At 58.8% G+C, this 20,530-nt stretch carries 21 protein-coding genes; 17 read left to right on the plus strand and 4 right to left on the minus strand.

The features are described from left to right. Positions 1-36: 36 nt before the first annotated feature. The 3 genes from EM6_RS14670 to fabD all read right to left on the minus strand — a co-directional run bounded on the left by EM6_RS14670 (position 37) and on the right by fabD (position 2,160). Positions 37-276, minus strand: a complete 240-nt coding sequence (locus tag EM6_RS14670; RefSeq protein ID WP_013480251.1) for an acyl carrier protein — start codon at positions 274-276, stop codon at positions 37-39. Between the two features lie 171 nt (positions 277-447). After that, complete coding sequence (gene fabG / locus EM6_RS14675; protein WP_126423878.1) at positions 448-1,188, minus strand: 3-oxoacyl-[acyl-carrier-protein] reductase; 741 nt, start codon at positions 1,186-1,188, stop codon at positions 448-450. Positions 1,189-1,215: 27 nt separating this feature from the next. Next, positions 1,216-2,160: an ACP S-malonyltransferase gene (gene fabD, locus EM6_RS14680; RefSeq protein WP_126423879.1), complete on the minus strand. Its 945-nt coding sequence runs from the start codon at positions 2,158-2,160 to the stop codon at positions 1,216-1,218. A 206-nt stretch (positions 2,161-2,366) separates the two neighbouring features. Between fabD and EM6_RS14685 the strand changes: the two genes are divergently transcribed. From EM6_RS14685 to EM6_RS14765, 17 genes are all read left to right on the plus strand, one after another. After that, positions 2,367-4,319, plus strand: a complete 1,953-nt coding sequence (locus EM6_RS14685) for an alpha/beta hydrolase family protein (protein WP_126423880.1) — start codon at positions 2,367-2,369, stop codon at positions 4,317-4,319. 120 nt (positions 4,320-4,439) lie between these two features. Further along, positions 4,440-4,967, plus strand: a complete 528-nt coding sequence (locus EM6_RS14690; RefSeq protein ID WP_126423881.1) for a peroxiredoxin — start codon at positions 4,440-4,442, stop codon at positions 4,965-4,967. A 281-nt stretch (positions 4,968-5,248) separates the two neighbouring features. Further along, the gene (gene rpsF, locus EM6_RS14695) at positions 5,249-5,623 is read left to right on the plus strand and encodes a 30S ribosomal protein S6 (RefSeq protein WP_013480245.1); all 375 of its coding nucleotides are present in this window, start codon (positions 5,249-5,251) and stop codon (positions 5,621-5,623) included. A gap of 12 nt (positions 5,624-5,635) precedes the next feature. Further along, the gene (gene rpsR, locus EM6_RS14700; RefSeq protein WP_013480244.1) at positions 5,636-5,914 is read left to right on the plus strand and encodes a 30S ribosomal protein S18; all 279 of its coding nucleotides are present in this window, start codon (positions 5,636-5,638) and stop codon (positions 5,912-5,914) included. A 12-nt stretch (positions 5,915-5,926) separates the two neighbouring features. Further along, on the plus strand, positions 5,927-6,511 hold the full coding sequence (gene rplI, locus EM6_RS14705) for a 50S ribosomal protein L9 (protein ID WP_126423882.1): 585 nt from the start codon (positions 5,927-5,929) through the stop codon (positions 6,509-6,511). A gap of 121 nt (positions 6,512-6,632) precedes the next feature. Further along, a complete protein-coding gene (locus tag EM6_RS14710) occupies positions 6,633-7,268 on the plus strand; it encodes a TIGR02466 family protein (protein ID WP_126423883.1) in 636 nt (211 codons plus the stop codon). 374 nt (positions 7,269-7,642) lie between these two features. Next, positions 7,643-7,981 (plus strand): P-II family nitrogen regulator, encoded by a 339-nt coding sequence (locus EM6_RS14715; RefSeq protein WP_013480241.1) that lies wholly within the window; start codon positions 7,643-7,645, stop codon positions 7,979-7,981. Between the two features lie 42 nt (positions 7,982-8,023). Then, the gene (gene glnA, locus EM6_RS14720) at positions 8,024-9,430 is read left to right on the plus strand and encodes a type I glutamate--ammonia ligase (RefSeq protein ID WP_013480240.1); all 1,407 of its coding nucleotides are present in this window, start codon (positions 8,024-8,026) and stop codon (positions 9,428-9,430) included. A 333-nt stretch (positions 9,431-9,763) separates the two neighbouring features. Beyond that, complete coding sequence (locus EM6_RS14725; protein WP_126423884.1) at positions 9,764-11,203, plus strand: ammonium transporter; 1,440 nt, start codon at positions 9,764-9,766, stop codon at positions 11,201-11,203. Positions 11,204-11,466: 263 nt separating this feature from the next. Beyond that, positions 11,467-12,102, plus strand: a complete 636-nt coding sequence (locus EM6_RS14730; protein ID WP_126423885.1) for a TorF family putative porin — start codon at positions 11,467-11,469, stop codon at positions 12,100-12,102. Between the two features lie 372 nt (positions 12,103-12,474). Further along, on the plus strand, positions 12,475-13,146 hold the full coding sequence (locus tag EM6_RS14735; RefSeq protein WP_126423886.1) for a TorF family putative porin: 672 nt from the start codon (positions 12,475-12,477) through the stop codon (positions 13,144-13,146). A 143-nt stretch (positions 13,147-13,289) separates the two neighbouring features. After that, positions 13,290-15,377, plus strand: coding sequence for a DNA topoisomerase IV subunit B (gene parE / locus EM6_RS14740; protein WP_126423887.1), 2,088 nt, complete (start codon positions 13,290-13,292; stop codon positions 15,375-15,377). Positions 15,378-15,531: 154 nt separating this feature from the next. Next, positions 15,532-17,037 carry a DEAD/DEAH box helicase gene (locus EM6_RS14745; protein WP_126423888.1) on the plus strand — a complete coding sequence of 502 codons (1,506 nt, stop codon included), beginning with the start codon at positions 15,532-15,534 and terminating at the stop codon, positions 17,035-17,037. 101 nt (positions 17,038-17,138) lie between these two features. Then, complete coding sequence (locus EM6_RS14750; protein ID WP_126423889.1) at positions 17,139-18,197, plus strand: GGDEF domain-containing protein; 1,059 nt, start codon at positions 17,139-17,141, stop codon at positions 18,195-18,197. Between the two features lie 98 nt (positions 18,198-18,295). After that, positions 18,296-19,054: a lysophospholipid acyltransferase family protein gene (locus tag EM6_RS14755; protein WP_126423890.1), complete on the plus strand. Its 759-nt coding sequence runs from the start codon at positions 18,296-18,298 to the stop codon at positions 19,052-19,054. A 77-nt stretch (positions 19,055-19,131) separates the two neighbouring features. After that, positions 19,132-19,524 (plus strand): STAS/SEC14 domain-containing protein, encoded by a 393-nt coding sequence (locus EM6_RS14760; RefSeq protein ID WP_126423891.1) that lies wholly within the window; start codon positions 19,132-19,134, stop codon positions 19,522-19,524. Positions 19,525-19,619: 95 nt separating this feature from the next. Further along, a complete protein-coding gene (locus EM6_RS14765; protein ID WP_126423892.1) occupies positions 19,620-20,042 on the plus strand; it encodes a hypothetical protein in 423 nt (140 codons plus the stop codon). A 62-nt stretch (positions 20,043-20,104) separates the two neighbouring features. Here the strand turns inward: EM6_RS14765 and EM6_RS14770 are convergent, their stop codons facing one another. Further along, on the minus strand, positions 20,105-20,503 hold the full coding sequence (locus EM6_RS14770) for a HesB/IscA family protein (protein ID WP_126423893.1): 399 nt from the start codon (positions 20,501-20,503) through the stop codon (positions 20,105-20,107). Positions 20,504-20,530 lie beyond the last annotated feature (27 nt).

A 20,530-nucleotide genomic window follows, 5' to 3' on the forward strand; every position in this document is an offset into this window, starting at 1 on the left:
ACCGTCGAAACCACGCCCTCAATCCGGTAATTCAGATTAAGCGGAGAGCTTTTCCTGAATGTAGTTGACGGCGTCGCCAACGGTCAGGATGTGCTCAGCCGAGTCATCAGGAATTTCGATGTCGAATTCTTCTTCGAAAGCCATGACCAGCTCAACGATGTCGAGGCTGTCGGCCTCAAGATCGTCGATGAAGCTCGCCTTTTCCGTGACCTTATCCGGATCGGCGTCCAGATGATCAATCACAATCTTGCGAACACGTTCAAGAACTTCAGACATATCAGGCCCTCTAACAGGTTATATAAACACGACCCAAAGCGGCTTATGGCTTTGCAGGGGCCGGGTATCGGAATCTAAGCCAACTGCCTTTTATGCACACACTGTGCAGGTTTCAAGCCATTTTCAGCGGCCCGAAAGGCAGTCTTTCACAACAAAGACGTGATGGCGGGGTTAAATCATCACCATGCCGCCGTTCACGTGCAGGGTTTGACCCGTAACGTAACCGGCTTCATTGCTGGCGAGATAGACGGCGGCGGCGGCAATATCGGCCCCTTCGCCCAGAGCACCGGCCGGGATTTTCGACAGGATGCCTTCGCGTTGTTGCTCATTGAGCACATCGGTCATCGGCGAGGCGATGAAGCCCGGCGCGATGCAGTTGACGGTGATATTGCGCGAGGCGACTTCCTGCGCCAGCGCCTTGGAGAAGCCAATCATGCCGGCCTTGGAGGCCGCGTAGTTGGTCTGCCCGGCATTGCCCATGACGCCCACCACCGAGGTGATGCCGATGATGCGACCGTGGCGGCGCTTCATCATGCCCTTCACGGCGGCGCGTGACAGGCGGAAATAGGATTCGAGGTTGACCTTGATCACCGCATCCCAGTCCTCATCCTTCATGCGCAGGATCAGGCCGTCCTTGGTAATGCCCGCATTGGCGACGAGGATGTCGAGCGGCGAACCGGCCGCCGCTTCGGCCTTGGCGATCAGGCCATCGACCTCAGCCGGGTCCGACAGGTTACAGGCGGCGACGAAGGCGCCTTCGCCCAGCTCGGCGGCCAGTTCCTGAAGCACGGCTTCGCGCGTACCGGACAGCACGACCTTAGCCCCTTGCTTATGCAGGGCACGGGCGATCTGCGCCCCCAGCCCGCCGGTGGCCCCGGTCACAAGCGCCGTCTTGCCGGTCAGTTCAAACATAGGTGTCTCCTGTGAGAAGGAAAAAAATCAGAGGCTTTTGGCAAACGCTTCAAAATCCGCCGCGCCATTCAGCGCCACGGCTTCGGAGTCGGGGGCCAGACGCTTGATCATGCCGCTCAGCACCTTGCCCGCGCCAAGCTCGGCAAACTGCGTCACGCCGCCGTCCTGCGCCAGCCACTGCACCGACTCGCGCCAGCGCACGCGGCCCGTCACCTGCTCGATCAGCAGCGGCGCAAACTGCGCCTTGTCGCCGACCGGCTGGGCCGTGACATTGGCCACCAGCACGGACTTCGGGTCATGGAAGGTGGTCTTGGACAGGGCCTCAGCCATTTCCTCGGCCGCCGGCTGCATCAGCGGACTGTGGAAAGGTGCAGACACATTGAGCAGCATGGCCTTGGCCCCCAGTTCCTTCGCCTTTTCGACCGCCAGATCGACGGCGGCCTTTTCACCGGAAATCACCACCTGCCCGGCATTATTGTCATTGGCCACGACGACCACACCTGCGGCACGTCCGGCTTCGCAGGCGGCTTCGGCCAGGGCCAGATCGGCCTTGGCCCCGATCAGGGCCGCCATAGCGCCCTGCCCCACCGGCACGGCGCGCTGCATGGCCTGACCGCGCAGTTTCAACAGTCTGGCCGCGTCCGCAAGCGTCAGCACCTCCATCGCCGCCAGCGCCGAATATTCGCCCAGCGAGTGACCGGCGCAGAAAGCGGCCTTCGACACATCAACCCCGAAATCCGCCTTCAGCACGCGAACAACCGCCAGCGAAACGGCCATCAGGGCGGGCTGCGCATTTTCGGTCAGTGTCAGGTCGGCTTCCGGGCCTTCGCGCATCAGCCGGAGCAGGTCCTGCCCCAACACCTCGTTGACTTCGCCGAAGACCTCACGGGCAGCCGCGAAATTATCGAACAGCTCGCTCCCCATGCCGACGCTCTGAGAGCCCTGTCCCGGAAAAACGAATGCCAGAGTCATGTAATGCCTTGTCCCGACCAGTTGATTTGAGCGGCATGGGTTAGGGCAATCCGCCCCCAAGGGCAAGAGGCTTGCGCCCCGCCCCGACGGACACCGCTGATCTGATCGACATGAAAAACGGTTGTAGGTGACCGCAAATATTCGTAAAGATAGAAGCGATTGAGGACGGTTGGGCCGTCCACGGAGAAGGGTCTAAGGGGGATTTCATGCGTATGCTCAAACACAGCGTCTTTGCAGGCGTTCTGGCGGCCTGTGCCTTTTCGACGGCGGCCGAAGCTGATCCGGCCAATACACTGGGGCCACCGCCGCCACTGACGGCCTTTAGCAAATTACCGGACATTGATAAGGTCGCCCTGTCGCCCGACGGGAAGCGTATCGCCCTGATTAAAGGGTACGGGGCCCAACGCCTCTTGCTGGATATTGACCTTGAAAAGGATGACTTCAAAGCGCTGAAGGTCGGCGATGTGAAGGTCCGCTCGCTGTTTTGGGGGGATGAGACGCGCATCATCCTGATTTCGTCGCAATCCGTTTATCTGCGCGACTTTGTCGGCGGCAAGGATGAGTATTATTCGGGACAAATACTCGATTTGTCGCGCAACAAGACCTTCGCGATGTTTGATAATGTGGAGGGTTTTTATCCCATCGTTATGGGCGATTATAACCGCATCAAGATCAAGGACGCTTACCGGGTCACCGCCTCCAACGTCAAAATTCAGGGCGAGGGCCTGCGCAGTCTGTATAATTTCGATCTGAATACCGGGCGCGGTCGTGAAATGGAGGTTGTGCCCCATCACGTTCAAAACTGGATCGTGCGTCCGGATGGCGAGATCATGGCGCGGGCCGAATATGATCGTGACACCAGGGTGTGGACGCTGCGTTACCGGCAGAATGGCAAGTATCGTGCGATCTACTCGGAAAAGCAGTTGCTGGACGCCCCGTCTCTTTTGGGACGCGGCCGCGATGACGAATCGGTGCTGGTCTATATCAATGCTGGCGAAAAGGCCGGCAACTATTACGAAGTCTTCCCGGATGGCCGGTTCAGCGAGCCTCTGGATACCAAGGGCAGCAATGTCGGCACCTTCTATCATCCGGCGACGGGCAAGCTGGCGGGATTTATCAACTACAGCCCCGATGGCCTCGCCTATACCTTCTTTGCCCCTGATCTGGCCAGCCTGCCACGTCTGATCGAAAAAGGGATGCCAGACTATACCTACCGCAGCCTTGTGGACGTTTCGGATGATGGCAAAAAGATTATTGTCTATGGCGAAGGCCCTGGCGATCCCGGCTCCTACTACTTTATCGACTACACCACCAGAAGCTTCAAGATCGTAGGGCAAACGCGCCCCGAAGTGCCTGCAGAATGGGTCGCCGAAAAACGCAAGGTGACCTATAAGGCGGCGGACGGGCTGGAGATTAACGGCTACCTGACCCTGCCGCCGGGTCGGGAAGCGAAAAACCTGCCGCTTATCGTGCTGCCGCATGGCGGGCCAGAGTCCTATGACGACATCAGCTACGAGTGGATGTCTCAGGCCATTGCCTCGCGCGGCTATGCCGTCCTGCAACCCAATTTCCGCGGCTCCAGCGGCTATGGGGAGGCCTTTACGGAAAAGGGCTATGGCGAATGGGGCCGCAAAATGCAGACCGACCTGTCGGACGGCGTGCGCTATCTGGCCAAGGAAGGCACGATCGACCCCAAGCGGGTGTGCATCGTCGGTGCCTCCTACGGTGGCTATGCGGCCATGGCGGGCGCGACGCTCGATCCCGGCGTCTATCGCTGCGCCAGCGGCATTGCGCCCGTCACCAATCTCAAGAAGATGATTTCTTACGAAGAAGAGTCCGTCGGCTATGATAAAAAGGCTCGGAAGGTGCTCTACTGGAAGCGTTTTCTGGGCGATGAAAGCCGCTGGGCGGAGGTGTCTCCGGACCTGAAAGCGGCCAATGTCACCATCCCCATCCAACTGATTCACGGCAAGGACGACACGGTCGTGCCGATTGATCAGAGCTACCGGATGCGCGACGCCCTCAAAAAAGCCGGTAAGGAGGTTGATCTGATTTTATTGAAAGACGAGGATCACCACCTGTCGCGTGAAGCGACCCGTGTGCAGACCATGGATGCCGTGGTCAGCTTCATCGAAAAGCACAACCCGCCTTACCAATGAGGACCACTTGTCCATTGCAAGCTTTTACGTTGCAATGGACAAGTCAAATCCGGCCAGATTATCTGAGCCAAGGGCGGCAAACCGTCGTATAAGACGTTACAAATCCAATGGAGACGTCCCATGATCACCCGTGCCGCTCTGATTGCCGCTGCCTTTGCCCTTACCGCCGCCTCCCCCGCCCTTGCCGCGCTCAAGGTGGGCGACAAGGCGCCCGACTTCATGGTCAAGGCCGCCACCAATGGCAAGGTTCATGATTTTTCGCTGAAATCGGCCCTGAAGCAGGGCCCGGTGATCGTGTACTTCTATCCCAAGGCCTTTACCGGTGGCTGTTCGCTGGAGGCGCGTCAGTTTTCCGAGAACATGGACAAGTTCGCCGCCAAAAAGATCAGCGTTGTGGGCCTTTCGGCGGATGATGTGCCGACGCTTCAGAAGTTCTCGACCGCGGACTGCGGCGGCAAGTTCCCGGTGGGCTCCGACAAGGGGGCCAAGATTGCTGAAAAATACGACGCCAAGCTGCCGGCGGTGCCCATGTCGGGCCGCGTTTCCTACGTGATCAGCAAGGATGGCAAGATCGCTTTCGTGCATGACTCGAAAGACGCTGCCACCCACGTCCCCAGCCTGCTGGCCGCCGCGAATGGCCTGAAATAACGGCTTTTCCGAACCGTAATCGCGTCAAAACGCGGCGAAACGGGTGTGTTTCGAGAACCGGCGCGCAGCTTAACCTTGTACGTGAGCACCGTAAGCGCAGAAAGCGCCCGTTGCAGACCGTTTTCTCGCGATTACCGAGACTTGATTATGCGGGAGTTATAGACTATAGCGCCCGCTTCGCTTGCGTGGTGGTCATCCCTCATTGTGAGGAGCCATGATCCATCGTGTGTCCGGGACTTCCGCCCGGATGCGCGCCACCCCGCTCAACGGAAGAGGACCAAATGGCACTTTATGAACACGTCGTGCTCGCACGGCAGGACATTTCGCCGCAACAGGCGGAAGGTCTCAACGATACCCTCAAGGCGCTGATCGAAGAACTGGGCGGCTCGGTCGCCAAGATCGAATACTGGGGTCTGCGCAACCTCACCTACCGCGTGAAGAAGAACCGCAAGGCGCACTACTCGCTGCTGGCCATTGATGCGCCGGCCGCCGCCGTAAAGGAAATGGAACGTCAGTTGTCGATCAACGAAGACGTCATCCGCTTCCTGACCGTTCGCGTCGAAGAGCTGGATCTGGAACTGTCGCCGGTTCTGTCGCGTCGTGACCGTCCGGAGCGCGCTGAGCGTTCCGAACGTGCTGAATTCGCTGAGCAATAAGGAGATCTGAAGATGGCTGAAGACACTATCGCCGCCACTCCGGGCGCTCCCGTCGGCTCCGCTCCGGCTCGTCGTCCGTTTTTCCGCCGCCGCAAGGTGTGCCCGTTCTCCGGCGCCAACGCCCCGAAGATCGACTACAAGGACGTGAAGCTGCTGCAACGCTACATCTCCGAGCGCGGCAAGATCGTGCCGTCGCGCATCACCGCTGTGTCGCAAAAGAAGCAACGTGAGCTGGCCAAGGCCATCAAGCGCGCCCGCTTCTTGGCACTTCTGCCCTACGTCGTGAAGTAAGGAGACGCACCCATGAAAGTTGTTCTCCTGGAACGCGTTGAAAATCTGGGCGTTATCGGTGACGTCGTGTCGGTTAAGGACGGCTTTGCCCGTAACTTCCTGCTGCCGCGTCACAAGGCCCTGCGCGCCACGACCGCCAATCTGAAGTTCTTTGAAGCTCAGAAGGAACAGATCGTCGCCCGTAACGCCGCCGCTCGCTCGGCCGCCGAAACGCAAGGCGCCGAACTGGACGGTCAGCAGTACGTGATCATCCGTCAGGCGGGTGAAACCGGTCAGCTCTACGGTTCGGTCACCGGCCGTGACGTCGCCGACGCGGTCGCCGAAACCGGCGGCAAGGTCGAGCGCAATCAAATCGTTCTCGATACCCCGATCAAGACCCTCGGCCTGCACACCCTCAAGGTGCGCCTGCATGCCGAAGTCACGATCTCGATCACGGTCAACGTCGCGCGTTCGGCTGAAGAAGCCGAGCGTCAGGCCGCGGGCGAAAACGTTATCGCCTCGCAGTTTGAAGAAGACCGTCTGGCTGACGAAGCCGCCGCTGCCGACCTTCTCGAAGGCGGCGCCGGTCAGGCCATCGAAGAGTCGTACGAGTATTAATCCCAAAAGGATTTGTACCTTTTCTACGGAAAACCCCTGAGCCTCACGGTTCAGGGGTTTTTTCGTATATTGTCTCCACAGACATAAGATTCACCAAAAAACTTACCTATGGGGGAGCACCATGAAGGAAGTACCGGCACCTGCCACACTGATGCCGTTGTTCGTCACAGAGGTCTATCGCACCGATCTGGCGGACAGTCCGGCAGAGCCCCTTCTGACACGACTGGAAGCCGCTTCGATGCGTCTGGCGCAAACCGACACGGCCGGGCGTAACTGGTCCAGACGTCAGGGCTATCTCGGCTACACGTCTTATGAAAGCATAGTTGACCTTAGGACCGAAGACCCGGCATTCAGCGAACTGATAGATATGCTGGACGTTCAGGTGACTCTATATGCGCGTCTGATTGAACTGGACCTTCGCGGTAAAACCCCGCGCATGGCGACTATGTGGATCAACCTGCTTGAGCAGGGTGGTGCCCATTCGGCGCACATCCACACCCACAGCGCCTTTTCTGGCACGCTGTACCTGACAGTGCCCAACGGGTCCGGTGCCCTGCAGTTTGAAGATCCGCGACTGGGCTTTATGATGTGCGCACCACAACGCCTGCCCTCAGCACTCCCCTTTCGTCAGACCTTCGTGCCTGTGCCCCCGGCCCGCGGCACCTTGCTCCTGTGGGAAAGCTGGCTTAGGCATGAGGTTGCGACTAATCAAAGCCCGCACTCACGCTTGTCGATCAGCTTCAACTACACGCTTTGATTGCAAGCCAAGGTCAAGGGGGAGCCCGCACCCGGCGAGGGGCAAAACAATCACGGCGCTTTTTCAGCGTGTCAGGAGCCTTTTTTGCCGCGTGTTTCGTTTTAAACTTTACCTGATCAACGACTGCATTTAATTTCAGGCGCAATCATATCGGGTTGCACTGCGCCTATGATCAGACACCCAAAAGGGGAAATCAGCTAACAGGCGTATTTTCCTTTTGAATTCGCTCTCGTCTGGGTCTAAAGGCAGGACGGGTGCGCTCACGCATCGTAATAAATCTTTACAGTCAAGTGAGCTGTTTCACCGGAATCTGGCTTGCATTCTGTCGCAATGCAAAAGATTTTCGCTGTTAACGGTCGTGATCAGGATTGCTCATGAAAAAGATCGAAGCTGTTATCAAACCCTTCAAGCTGGACGAAGTGAAGGAAGCCCTTCAGGAAATCGGCGTGCAGGGTATGACCGTTCTGGAAGCCAAGGGCTACGGCCGCCAGAAAGGACATTCCGAACTCTACCGGGGTGCGGAATATGTTGTTGATTTTCTGCCGAAGATCAAAATTGAACTCGTGGTTGCCGACGATCTGGCACCGGCCGCACTTGAGGCCATCCAGACCGCCGCACGCACAGGCAAGATTGGCGACGGCAAGATTTTTGTGAGCGATGTCATTGATGTCGTTCGCATCCGCACCGGGGAGTCCGGACCGCAAGCGGTCTGATCCTCCCCAAACTACCCAACCAAAAACCCAGGGCGTCAAAAAATGACCGCAGCAGACATTCTCAAGCTCATCAAGGAAAAGGACGTCAAGTACGTTGACGTTCGCTTCACCGACGTTCGCGGCAAGATGCAGCATGTGACCTTCGACATCGATCTCGTCGATGAAGACTTCCTCAATGACGGCACCATGTTCGACGGTTCGTCGATCGCCGGCTGGAAGGCCATCAACGAATCCGACATGAAGCTGCGCCCGGACCTGAAGACGGCCTATATCGACCCCTTCTATCAGCAGACGACCCTCTTCCTGTTCTGCGACGTCATCAATCCGGACACCAACGAGCCCTATAACCGCGACCCGCGCTCGATCGCCAAGAAGGCGCTCGCCTACGTGCAGTCGGCCGGCATCGGCGACACCGTCTATTTCGGTCCGGAAGCCGAATTCTTCCTGTTCGACGACGTCCGCTGGTCGATCGCCCCGAACAATACCGGCTTCTCCTTCGACTCTTCGGAACTGCCGATCAATTCGGCCAAGGAATATGCCGAAGGCAATATGGGTCACCGTCCGGGCCCGAAGGGCGGCTACTTCCCGGTTAACCCGGTCGACTCGTGCCAGGACCTGCGCGGCGAAATGCTCGCCGTCATGGGCGAACTGGGCATGGAACCGGAAAAGCACCACCACGAAGTGGCTCCGGCCCAGCACGAGCTTGGCCTGAAGTTCTCGGACATGCTGACCATGGCCGACCGTACCCAGCTCTATAAGTACGTCGTGCAGAACGTCGCCCACGCCTATGGCAAGACCGCGACCTTCATGCCGAAGCCGATGTTCGGTGACAACGGTTCGGGCATGCACGTCCACCAGTCGATCTGGAAGAACGGCAAGCCGCTGTTCGCCGGTGACAAGTATGCCGGCCTGTCGGACCTGTGCCTGTGGTACATCGGCGGCATCATCAAGCACGCCAAGGCCATCAACGCCTTCGCCAACCCGACGACCAATTCCTACAAGCGTCTGGTTCCGGGCTACGAAGCCCCGGTGAAGCTGGCCTATTCGTCGCGTAACCGTTCGGCCTCGATCCGTATTCCGTGGGTCTCCTCGCCGAAGGGCAAGCGTATCGAAGCGCGCTTCCCCGATCCGCTGGGCAACCCCTACCTGACCTTCACCGCCCTGCTGATGGCCGGTCTCGACGGTATCGAAAACCGTATCGATCCGGGCCCCGCGGCCGACAAGAACCTGTACGACCTGCCGCCGCAAGAGCAAAAGGCCGTGCCGGAAGTCTGCGGCAGCCTGCGTGAAGCCCTTGACAACCTCGACAAGGACCGCGCCTTCCTCAAGAAGGGTGGCGTGTTCGACGACGACTTCATCGACTCCTACATCGAATTGAAGATGGAAGAAGTGATGGCCTTCGAACTGCGTCCGCACCCGATCGAGTTCGAGATGTACTACAAGGGCTAATCTGAACATCTCCCTGCAAAGGGTTGATTTCAAAGAACAAGCCGCTCCTGAAAAGGGGCGGCTTGTTTGCGTTTGGCGATCCAAACCACCACCAGATACCGTTACGTCAAGCCGGGTGGAAATTTAATTTCAAATGATACCTTTATCGTATCACATGATACCAAAACGTTTTTCTGGGTTTGCGCGTTTCAGACGGCCATATTGACACATAAATGACGCATTGCGCCCCGCGACGCCCGCTCCTCGCCTCAAGTCTTAATAAAACTCTTTGCGAAACAATCGGATGGCGGCACTCTTCGCGAGTGCAACATCCGCTTATCCAAGGGGGATAACTTGAAAACGTGGATTAAATTCTCAAAGGTGCTTGCGGCCTCCGCAGCCCTCCTCATGACGGCTCCGGTCGTCACCGTCGCCCACGCGGCGGCTGTCACTTCCGAAGCTGCGGTTTCGGAAGTGGCCCCGGCCTCAGAGGCCGCTCCGGCTGAAGCGGCTGCGGCCGAAGCGCCGGCTCCGGCCCTGCTCGCTCACCAGAAGCCGCTGGAACTGGACCTTGCGTCCTCGTCCTTCGTCTTCCTTTCGACTGCCCTCGTGCTGATGATGACCCTGCCGGGTCTGGCCCTGTTCTACGGCGGTATGGTGCGTAAGAAGAACGTCATCGCCACCGTGACGCAATCCGTCGCCGTGTCGTGCGTCGCGGGCATCCTGTGGTATGTCGTCGGCTACAGCCTGTCCTTCGGGGTGGCTGATAAGGCGCTGTTCGGTCTTCCGGCCGAGACCGTCAACAAGTTCATCGGCGGTTTCGATACGGTCCTGCTGAAGGGCGTCACCAAGGATACGGCTTTCAATCTGGCTCCCGGCCTGCCTGAAATGCTGTGGATCTCCTATCAGATGACCTTTGCCATCATCACCCCGGCCCTGATCACCGGCGCCTTCGCCGAGCGTATCAAGCTGTCGGGTCTGCTGTTGTTCATGGCCCTGTGGTCGGTCTTCGTCTACGCGCCAATCTGTCACCAAGTGTGGGGCGGCGGCTTCATGGGCAGCATGGGCGTGCTCGACTTCGCCGGTGGCGCCGTTGTTCACGTCAACTCCGGTGTGGCTGGTCTGGTTGCGGCCCTCTTCCTCGGCCGTCGTAAGGGTTATGGCACCGAAGAAATGGCGCCTAACAACCTGATCTTCGTTATGATCGGCGCCGCGCTCCTGTTCGTCGGCTGGATCGGCTTCAACGCTGGCTCGGCCTGGACTCCGGACGGCATCGGCGCGGCCGCCCTGCTCAACACGATCCTGGCGGCACTGGCTGCGGCCCTGTCGTGGAAGCTGGTCGAATGGACCATCCGTCGCAAGCCGTCGCTGCTTGGCATCCTGTCCGGTCTAGTCGCTGGTCTGGTCGCCATCACCCCGGCTGCGGGCTTCGTCAACCCGACGGGCGCCCTGATCATCGGCCTGATCGCGGGTCCGGTCTGCTACGTCTTCGCTTCGTGGGTCAAGAAGCTGCTCGGCTACGATGACTCGCTGGACGCCTTCGGCATCCACGGCGCGGGCGGTGCCCTCGGCGCGGTCCTGACCGGCGTGTTCGCCGATCCGGCGATCAACAGCCTTTCGGAAGGTGCAAGCGTCGGTACGCAGATCATGGGTCTGGTTTACACGATCCTGTGGTCGGCCATCGGCACCCTCGTCATCCTCGTCATCTGCAAGTTCACTACGGGCCTGCGCGTGTCGGAAGCGGATGAAGAAGCGGGTCTCGACTCGGCTCTGCATGACGAAGTGCATCACTAATATTTAAATACAAAATAAATGACATGGATGGAGCGCTTTCGGGCGCTCCATTTTTTTATATCGTATAATCTATATGTAGTTTCCATGAATACAATTCTTTTAAATTTTGCATTTTTGATACAGTCCATTTGTTTGTTGAACGGGGAATAGAAATTTCTTTTCTTACATGTACTATGAAAACTGTGGCGTCACAAAAATTCTATAGCGCCAATACTGTGCAGGAGAAGCGTTCAGGTGGCTCCATAAAAAATGAGGAAGTCATCATGAAAAAAGTAATTATCATTGCCGCAGCCACTACAGCTCTGTTCACGGCGGGTGCCGCCTCGGCCGAAGGTACGGTCAGCTATAATGTCGGGGTTACGTCCGACTACGTCTGGCGTGGCGTCACCCAGACTGACGAAAACGCGGCTATTCAGGGCGGTATCGATTACACCAACGGCATCTTTTACGCCGGCACCTGGGCGTCCAACGTCGATTTCGGTGGCAAGGCCGATTATGAGCTGGACCTTTACGCAGGGGTAAAGCCCACAGCCGGTAATTTTACCTTCGACATCGGCGTGCTGGCCTATCTCTATCCGCAGGAAGACGACCTGAATTTCGAGGAAGTCAAACTGGGCGTTAGCCACCCCCTCGGCAAGGGCACGATCGGTGCAGCGGCCTATTTCAACACAGATGACAATTTCGAAGACTATTTCGAAGTCAACGCCGCCTACCCCCTGACCGATAAGGTGTCCGTTTCCGGCGCATTTGGTGACTATGGCACCTACAATACCTGGAACCTCGGTGGGGCCTACGCCTTCACCTCCAACCTGTCTGTGGACCTGCGTTACCACGATACCGATGTCGATACACGTTACAGCGACGAACGTGTTGTGCTCAGCCTGAAGGCCGCGTTTTAAGGCGTAAAGACGGTTGGATCAGGAAACCGCCCTCTACTCGCGCGGGCGGTTTCTCTGTCTGAGACCGATTCGCTTTTTTGCGCACTGCGGCGCAAAAGTAACGCTGCGCCGCAGGAAAACCTCGCCACATTTGCAACACACACAAAAGAGAACCCGCCTCAACGCGAATTTTTATTATTTAAAATCAATTATATAATTTATGTTGACCTGTGTGAATATCGCGTTAGAGATTCGTGACAATTTTACATCAAGCGCCACCAAACCTTCCGCAGGGGGTAGTACGCAGCGTAAAAATTGCTACATTAAACTTCGATTTACACCGCAGTTGCGTGCTGCGGGCTATAATCTGAACCATAAAACAGGATACAGATCATGAAGAAGTTCCTCCTCGCCGCTACGATCGCCGCCAGCGCTCTGGTCGCCGGTGCCGCCTCCGCTGAAGGCGCCCTCAGCTACAACATCGCCGCCACCAACAACTACGTCTGGCGCGGTATCTCGCAATCGAACAAGGAAGCCGCTGTTCAGGGTGGTATCGACTACACCAACGGCTCCTTCTACGCCGGCACCTGGGCGTCGAACGTCGATTTCGGCTCGGACGCTTCGCTGGAAGTCGATCTGTACGCCGGCGTGAAGCCGACCGTTGGCAACTGGTCGTTCGACTTCGGTGCCATCTACTATGCCTATCCGGACGAAGACGCGCTGAACTTCGGCGAACTGAAGGCTGGTTTCTCGCACCCGATGGGCAAGGGCACGATCGGTGCAGCCATGTACACCAACTGGGAAACGCTGGAAAACCCGTACTATGAGCTGAACGCGGCCTATCCGCTGACCGAAAAGTGGTCGGTTTCGGGTGCCATGGGCAAACAGGAACTGTCGGCAGGTGACTATACCACCTGGAACATTGGTGCTGGTTACGCCCTGACCCAAAACCTGTCGCTCGACGTCCGCTACTGGGACACCGGCGACCACGCTCTGGGCCTGGCGGCTAACGGCCGCAACCTCATGAAGGAGCAGATCGCTGTGACCCTCAAGGCGGCGTTCTAAGTCTTCCGGCTAAGCCATCTGGCATTAAGCCACAGAAATCGGCCGCAAGCCCCTTGGGGTTTGCGGCCTTTTTGTTTATGGATTGTTCACGTCCTCCATCGCCTGTCGGATGGAAATTCACCGAATCGGTCCACAGTACGCGCATGTCCACTACGCCTCCCCAGCCCTCTCTCTTCGGCGGCGACGCCCCCGTGCCTCAGACGGATACGCCAGCCATGCCTGCTGCCAAACCCACCCCGGCCAAAGCTGAGCCCATCAAGGCCCCGCCTGTCGCCGCCAGCAAGCCGTCCGCCATGACCGCCGAAGGTTATGGCGCAGATGCGATCGAGGTGCTGGAAGGGCTGGAACCGGTGCGCAAGCGTCCGGGCATGTACATCGGCGGCACTGACGAAAAGGCGATGCACCACCTGTTCGCCGAAGTGCTCGACAACGCCATGGACGAGGCTGTCGCCGGTCACGCCAAGGCCATCTGGGTCGAACTGGACGCCGACGGCTATCTGTCGGTACGCGATGATGGTCGCGGCATCCCCGTCGATCCGCACCCCAAATACCCCGGCAAGTCGGCGCTGGAAGTCGTCATGACCGTCCTGCACTCCGGCGGCAAGTTCTCCGGCAAGGCCTATGAAACCTCCGGCGGTCTGCACGGCGTCGGCGTCTCGGTGGTCAATGCCCTGTCCGAAACACTGGAAGTAACGGTGTGGCGCGACGGTTTTGAATGGCAGCAGGTCTTTTCGCGTGGCCTCAGTCAGGGGCCCATCCAGCAGATTGCGCCGTCGAAGAAGCGCGGGACACGTGAGCGCTTCAAGCCGGATGAAGAGATTTTCGGCGTCGGCGCGCACTTCAAACCGGCGCGCCTGTACCGCATGGCGAAAGCAAAAGCCTATCTGTTCCGCGGCGTACAAATCCACTGGAAGTGCGACCCCAGCCAGATCAGCGACCATACGCCGGCTGAAGACAAGTTCTACTTTCCCAACGGGCTGGCCGACTATCTGGCTGAGCGCGTTCAGGAGACGGAAACCGTCACCGACATCTTTTCCGGCCGCGTGGAACGGCAAGGTGAAGCCGGGGCCGTAGAGTGGGCCGTTACCTGGTCCGGGGCCGGGTTCGGTGAATTTGACGGCTTTACGCAGTCCTATTGTAACACCATCCCGACGCCTGACGGCGGCACGCACGAGGCGGGCCTGCGCGCCGCCCTCACCCGCTCGCTGAAGGCCTATGCCGACATGACCGGCGACAAACGCGGCGGCATTATCACCGCCGAAGACGTGGTGGCACAAGCCGGCGTGGTCATCTCGGTCTTCATCAAGAACCCTGAGTTTCAGGGCCAGACCAAGGACCGCCTGTCGTCCAGCGAGGCTCAGCGTCTGGTCGAAAAGGCGTTGGCCGATCCGTTCGATCACTGGCTGATCAGTTCGCCAAAGCAGGCCGATCGCCTGTTGCAGTTCGTCGTCGAACGCGCCGAAGACCGCCTGAAAAAGCGCAAGGACAAGGAGGTGCAGCGCGCCTCAGCGACGCGCAAGCTGCGTCTGCCGGGCAAGCTGGCAGACTGCGCGCGTCAGGACGCCAATGGCACCGAACTGTTCATCGTCGAAGGCGACTCGGCTGGTGGTTCGGCCAAGCAGGCGCGTAACCGCAATACGCAGGCCATCCTGCCCCTGCGCGGCAAGATCCTCAACATCGCCTCGGCGACCGCCGACAAGGCCAAGTCCAATCAGGAACTGTCCGATCTGGGGCTAGCTCTCGGCGTACAGCCGGGGGCGCGTTTCAAGGAAGACGACCTGCGCTATGAGCGCATCGTCATCATGACCGACGCCGACGTCGACGGCGCGCACATCGCCTCGCTGCTGATCACCTATTTTTACCGCACCATGCCGTCGATGATCCGCAATGGTCACCTCTATCTGGCCATGCCCCCGTTGTACCGCATCAGCCACGGCACCAAGATCGTCTATGCCAAGGACGACGCGCATCGACTTGAAATCCTTGAAAAAGAGTTCAAGGGCAAGAAGCCTGAAATCGGCCGCTTTAAGGGGCTGGGCGAAATGATGCCGGCGCAGCTCAAGGAAACGACGATGGACCCGAAGACGCGCACCCTGGCGCGCGTCACCTTGCCGGAGAATGAGAGCGACATCGAGGATCTGGTCGAAACCCTGATGGGTCGTAAACCGGAACTGCGCTTCAAGTACATTCAGCAAAACGCTGAATTTGTCGGCGATGATCTGGACGTCTGAGCCGCCGCAGCGCAATAAATCTCTGTCCTTTTATGTAAAATCTGATACTAGAGGCCGCAAAGCCTTTACCGGCGTATTTATCGCCGTGTCCGCGCTTACGCGGCGGCTGATTTTTTTCCTGCGACTGTCCGAAACGGCAACCCTTCAAAGCTGAATGACCAAATTTACCGATCTAGGCCTGAACCCCGATATCCTGAAAGCCGTGGCCGATACCGGCTACGATACGCCGACCGCCATTCAGGAACAGGCCATCCCCATTGCCCTGATCGGACTGGACGTTCTGGGGATCGCCCAAACCGGCACCGGCAAGACGGCGGCCTTCACCCTGCCAATGATCGAGAAGCTGGCTTCAGGACGTTCACGCGCCCGTATGCCGCGCGCCATCGTGCTGGCGCCGACGCGCGAACTGGCCGATCAGGTGGCCGAAGCCTTTGAGAAATATGCCAAATATTGCAAACTGAACTGGGCCCTGCTGATCGGTGGTGTCTCCATGGCCGATCAGGTGGCCAAGCTGGACAAGGGCGTCGATGTGCTGATCGCCACCCCGGGCCGTCTGCTCGACCTGTTTGAGCGCTCCAAGGTGATGCTGAATGGCGTGCAACTGATGGTCGTTGATGAAGCCGACCGCATGCTCGACATGGGCTTCATCCCCGACATCGAGCGCATCTTCAAACTGACGCCGCCGTCGCGTCAGACCCTGTTCTTCTCGGCGACCATGCCGCCGGAAATCACGCGCCTGACCGAACAGTTCCTGAAGAACCCGGTCCGCATCGAAGTCTCGCGCCCGGCAACGACCAACGAAAACATCACCCAATACGTCTATCGCGTGCCGTCGGGCGACTCCAAACTGCTGGCAAAGGCCAAGCGGCTGGCCCTGCGCACCCTGATCGGGCAGCTCGAGATCAATAACGGCATCGTCTTCTGCAACCGCAAGACCGATGTCGATATCGTCGCCAAGTCCCTGTCGGTACACGGTTTTAACGCCGCACCGATCCACGGCGACCTGGATCAGTCCCTGCGCATGAAGACGCTTGATGCCTTCCGCAGCGGCGAACTGAAACTGCTGGTGGCCTCGGACGTCGCGGCGCGCGGGCTGGATATCCCCAGCGTCAGCCATGTGTTCAACTTCGATGTGCCGCACCATGCTGATGACTATGTGCACCGTATCGGTCGGACAGGTCGCGCTGGTCGCACGGGTGAGGCCTATCTGATCCTCGCGCCCAACGATGAAAAGAACTACGACAAGGTTCTGAAGCTCATCAAGAAAGAGCCCAATCCGCTGGAACTGGACGTCGATTGGAGCCCGCTGGCCGATGCACGTCCGGAGCGGGAAAAGCCCGCGCGCGGTCGTGGTGAGCGCACGGAGCGTGACCGTTCGGCCCGCCCGCGCCGTGAGCGTGGCCGCAAGAGCGAATCAGCCCCTGAGGCCGTCGCCGAAGTCGTGGTCCCGGAAGAGGTCGTTGTGGACGCCGCTCCGCTGCCGGAGAAAAAAACGCGCCGCCGCAAATCTCCCGTGGCAGACACCCCGCCGCCGCGCGCAACGGCGGTCTCTGACGATTTTCCGTTGAAAGACAACGAAGACAGCCTGCCCAAAGGTCCGGACGGTCTGGGTTTCGGCGGCCATGTGCCGGCCTTTATGCTGCGCAGCGCCTACCGCTGAGGGCTAGGGTAAAGCAAAATAAGTTCCCGCGTTAACCGCCTGTCAGAGAAATTGACTTAATGTGTTTCTCGTCACCCGATTCGTGACACAAGGAAGCCTTTATGAGCAACGACATAGAAGTGAGCGTTCGCAGTTCCAATGCCTATAGTCTGGCCGTGGAGGCCATTCGGCTGATGGAAGTGCACGGGGTCTGGCCGACGCCGCTCAATTATGAAATCTGGCTCTATGTCGCGGGCGATCCCAACTCGGCTCTGGCGCAGGAGATTCATCGCCTGATCGGTTCGGGTGAGAAGATTACCGAGGAAATCTCCGAAAGCCTCGCTTCGAAATTCATTTCTCGCCTCAAGCTGAATGATGAGGTGCGCGACGCAGGCCTGCGTCTGACGCGCGAGCTGGCCTCGGTCAGCGAAGTCATCAACGAAGCCCAGAAGGCGCAGAAAGACTATAACGAGACGCTTGAAGGCGCACGCACCAGCATTGATGGGGATTCCGACGCGCAACGCCTACGCCAGCTTGTCGGGCGTCTGACGGACGCCACCTCACAAATCCTCAACCAGCACGCCCATTTCGAAGTCCGCCTTAGCGAATCCTCACGCGAAGTGGCACGTCTGCGCAAACACCTTGATCAGGTGCGTCTGGAAGCCATGACCGACGCCCTGACCAATCTGGCCAATCGTAAATCCTTCGACGAAGCGCTGGAACGCCATTGCGACAGCGACGAAGGCAAGAATATCACCCTGGCCGTTCTCGACATCGACCATTTCAAACGCTTCAACGACACCTGGGGCCATCAGACGGGCGATCAGGTCCTGCGTTACGTCGCTTCGGTCCTGTCACGCATCGGTCGCGCCCCGCGCATGGCCGCCCGTTACGGCGGTGAAGAATTTGCCATGATCTTCCCCAGCGAAAATATGGCCGTTGTCGAGCGCCTGCTCAACGAAGCGCGGCAGGAAATCGCCTCTCGCGTGCTCAAGCGCCGTTCCACCAATGAAGATCTGGGCACGATCACGATTTCCGTCGGCATCGCCGAACGTGACTATGGCGAAGACGCCTACGACCTGCTCGACCGCGCCGACAAGGCCCTCTATCAGTCGAAGAACAATGGTCGCAACATGGTCACCTGCGCCAAATCCGCCTTGAAAGCGACCGACGCCGCCTGAGAAATATAACTGGGAAAATATAATTTGAACATTGTTCAAATTTATGCGACAAGAAGCTGGTGACGACTCCGTCACTGGCTTTCTTTGTGGATACCTCCATGCGCGCCTTTGCGTTCGCCCTCGCCTACTGGGTTTTCTCCATCAGCTACAGCCTTATGGCTGTTGGCCTGTCGCTCTTGCCGGGCCGCAAACCGGTTCTGTGGGTGGTACAGCGCTATACGCGGCGGATGGTCTGGGCCATGCGGGTACTGGCTGGCATCCGGCTTGAGGTCCGCGGCCGTCACCTCGTTCCGGACATGCCGGTCATCTTCGCCGCCAAGCATCAGTCGTGGGGTGACGGCTTTTGCCTCTATTCGCAGTTCGAGGACGTGGCCTTTGTCACCGGCGATCATCTGGAAAAGTTCCCGCTGATGGGCACGCTGCTGCGCAAGCTGGGCGCCATTGTGGTCAACAATTGCGGCGGCCGCGAAGCGCGCCGCAGCCTCAGCCAGCGCTCGGCCGAAGCCGACCGTGACGGTCGTCACATCCTCATCTATCCCGAAGGCCACCTCAATGCGCCCGGCACCTATCGCCGCTATCGTTCCGGCGTGTGGCACATGTACAGAAATTTCAACCGCCCCGTAGTGCCCGTGGCCACCAATCTCGGCCTGTTCTGGCAGGAAACCCAGTATCGCAAGACCGCCGGCACAGCGGTGCTGGAATTCCTTGAACCGATCGCGCCCGGCCTCGACAAGGCGCAGTTCATGGCCGTGCTGCAAGCGCGCATCGAAGGCCGCACTCAGGAACTGATCGCCGAAGCGCGCGGCGGCCCGGTTGAACCTTCCGAATTGATCACTGAAGGGGCCGTTGCCGCTTAAATACATAGGATATAAGCGTTTTTTAACGGACGATCTTTAAGAGTAGGGTAGCCGTTTCCTGTTCTGTAAGGTCCGCCGTGCCGCGCCCTCTCCGTCTCTCCCATCTGATCGACACGGATAACAACCTGCTGATAGTCACCGCCCGCGGTGACTATACCAGCGAAGGCTTTGTGGACGCCCTGATCGACCTTTATCAGAAAATCGAGAAGCCCTGGCTCTACGACCGTATTCTGGATATGCGCTCGGCTCAGGGCGTGGTTGAACTGTCCGACCTGATGCGGGCGGCCGCTTGGCTGACTCAAGCCGCTGGTACGCCGCCTCCACCGCGCCGGCGTCTGGCCCTCATTTCCAACGACCCGTTCGACCGTGCGCGCCTGAACGCTCTCGGTGACGCCTTCCCCAAGGCCTTCATACAACTCTTCGACCGCCGTGACGAAGCCATCGAGTGGTTGGCTTCGTCACAACCTTAACCGATTACCGAAACGGCATTTCACTTTTAAGCTAAGCGGATTTTAAGCATTGCCCGCTACACTCGGCTGGCACGTCACAAAGTCACAGCTTACCCATGTCGCAAAAATACCGCCTCAGCGTGTTTCTGGATGAAACCCATTCCATCCTCATTGCCCGCGTCTTCGGCCCCTTCCCCAGCGCCGAACTGTGCGACCGCTTCATCGAAGCCTATGCCGAAATCGGCGAACCGTGGCGTTATGACCGTCTGATCGACTTTCGCCGCTATACCGGCCATCTGGAAGACGAAGATCGCCAACGCTTTGCGCAGACCTGGGCCGAATGGACGCGCGATTTCCACGACGGACGCCGGGTCGCCTTTGTGACGCATGACGCGGTGGAAGAGGTCTACATCCAGCAGGACTACGCCTCCTTCCCCAAGGACACGATGCGCAACTTCTATACGGCGGATGAGGCGCTCGACTGGCTGACCGGGCGCAGCGGGGAAATCGAGTTTGTGCCGCTCGCCCTGCGGGCCTGAGGCTGATTAATCAGATTCCGTGGCTGCGGGCTTGATCGTTACACTCTCGCCGCAGCCGATTTTTAATCAGATTCCGTGGCTGCGGGCTTGATCGTTACACTCTCGCCGCAGCCACAGGCATCCGTCTCATTCGGGTTGTTAAACACGAACTTCGACGCCAGCTTCGTCGTCTCATAATCAATGACCGTGCCGACCAGATACAGCACCGCCTTGGGTTCGATCAGTATGGTCACGCCCTTGTCGGTGACCACCTCATCCAGCGGGTCGGCGGCTTCGGCGTAGCTCAGCACGTATTCCTGGCCCGCGCAGCCGCCCTGCTTCACACCGACGCGCAGCCCCACATAGGGCTTGTCGGCGCGCGCCATAATGGCCTTCACCTGAGCGGCCGCCGCATCGGTCAGCGACACGATGGCCGGACGCGGCCGACGGGGACGAGGCGTGATAACAGGCTGAATATCCATAGCTATCTCTGCGGCCTTTTACACTGA

Origin of the sequence: Asticcacaulis excentricus (assembly GCF_003966695.1) — a bacterium.
GTDB lineage: Bacteria > Pseudomonadota > Alphaproteobacteria > Caulobacterales > Caulobacteraceae > Asticcacaulis > Asticcacaulis excentricus_A.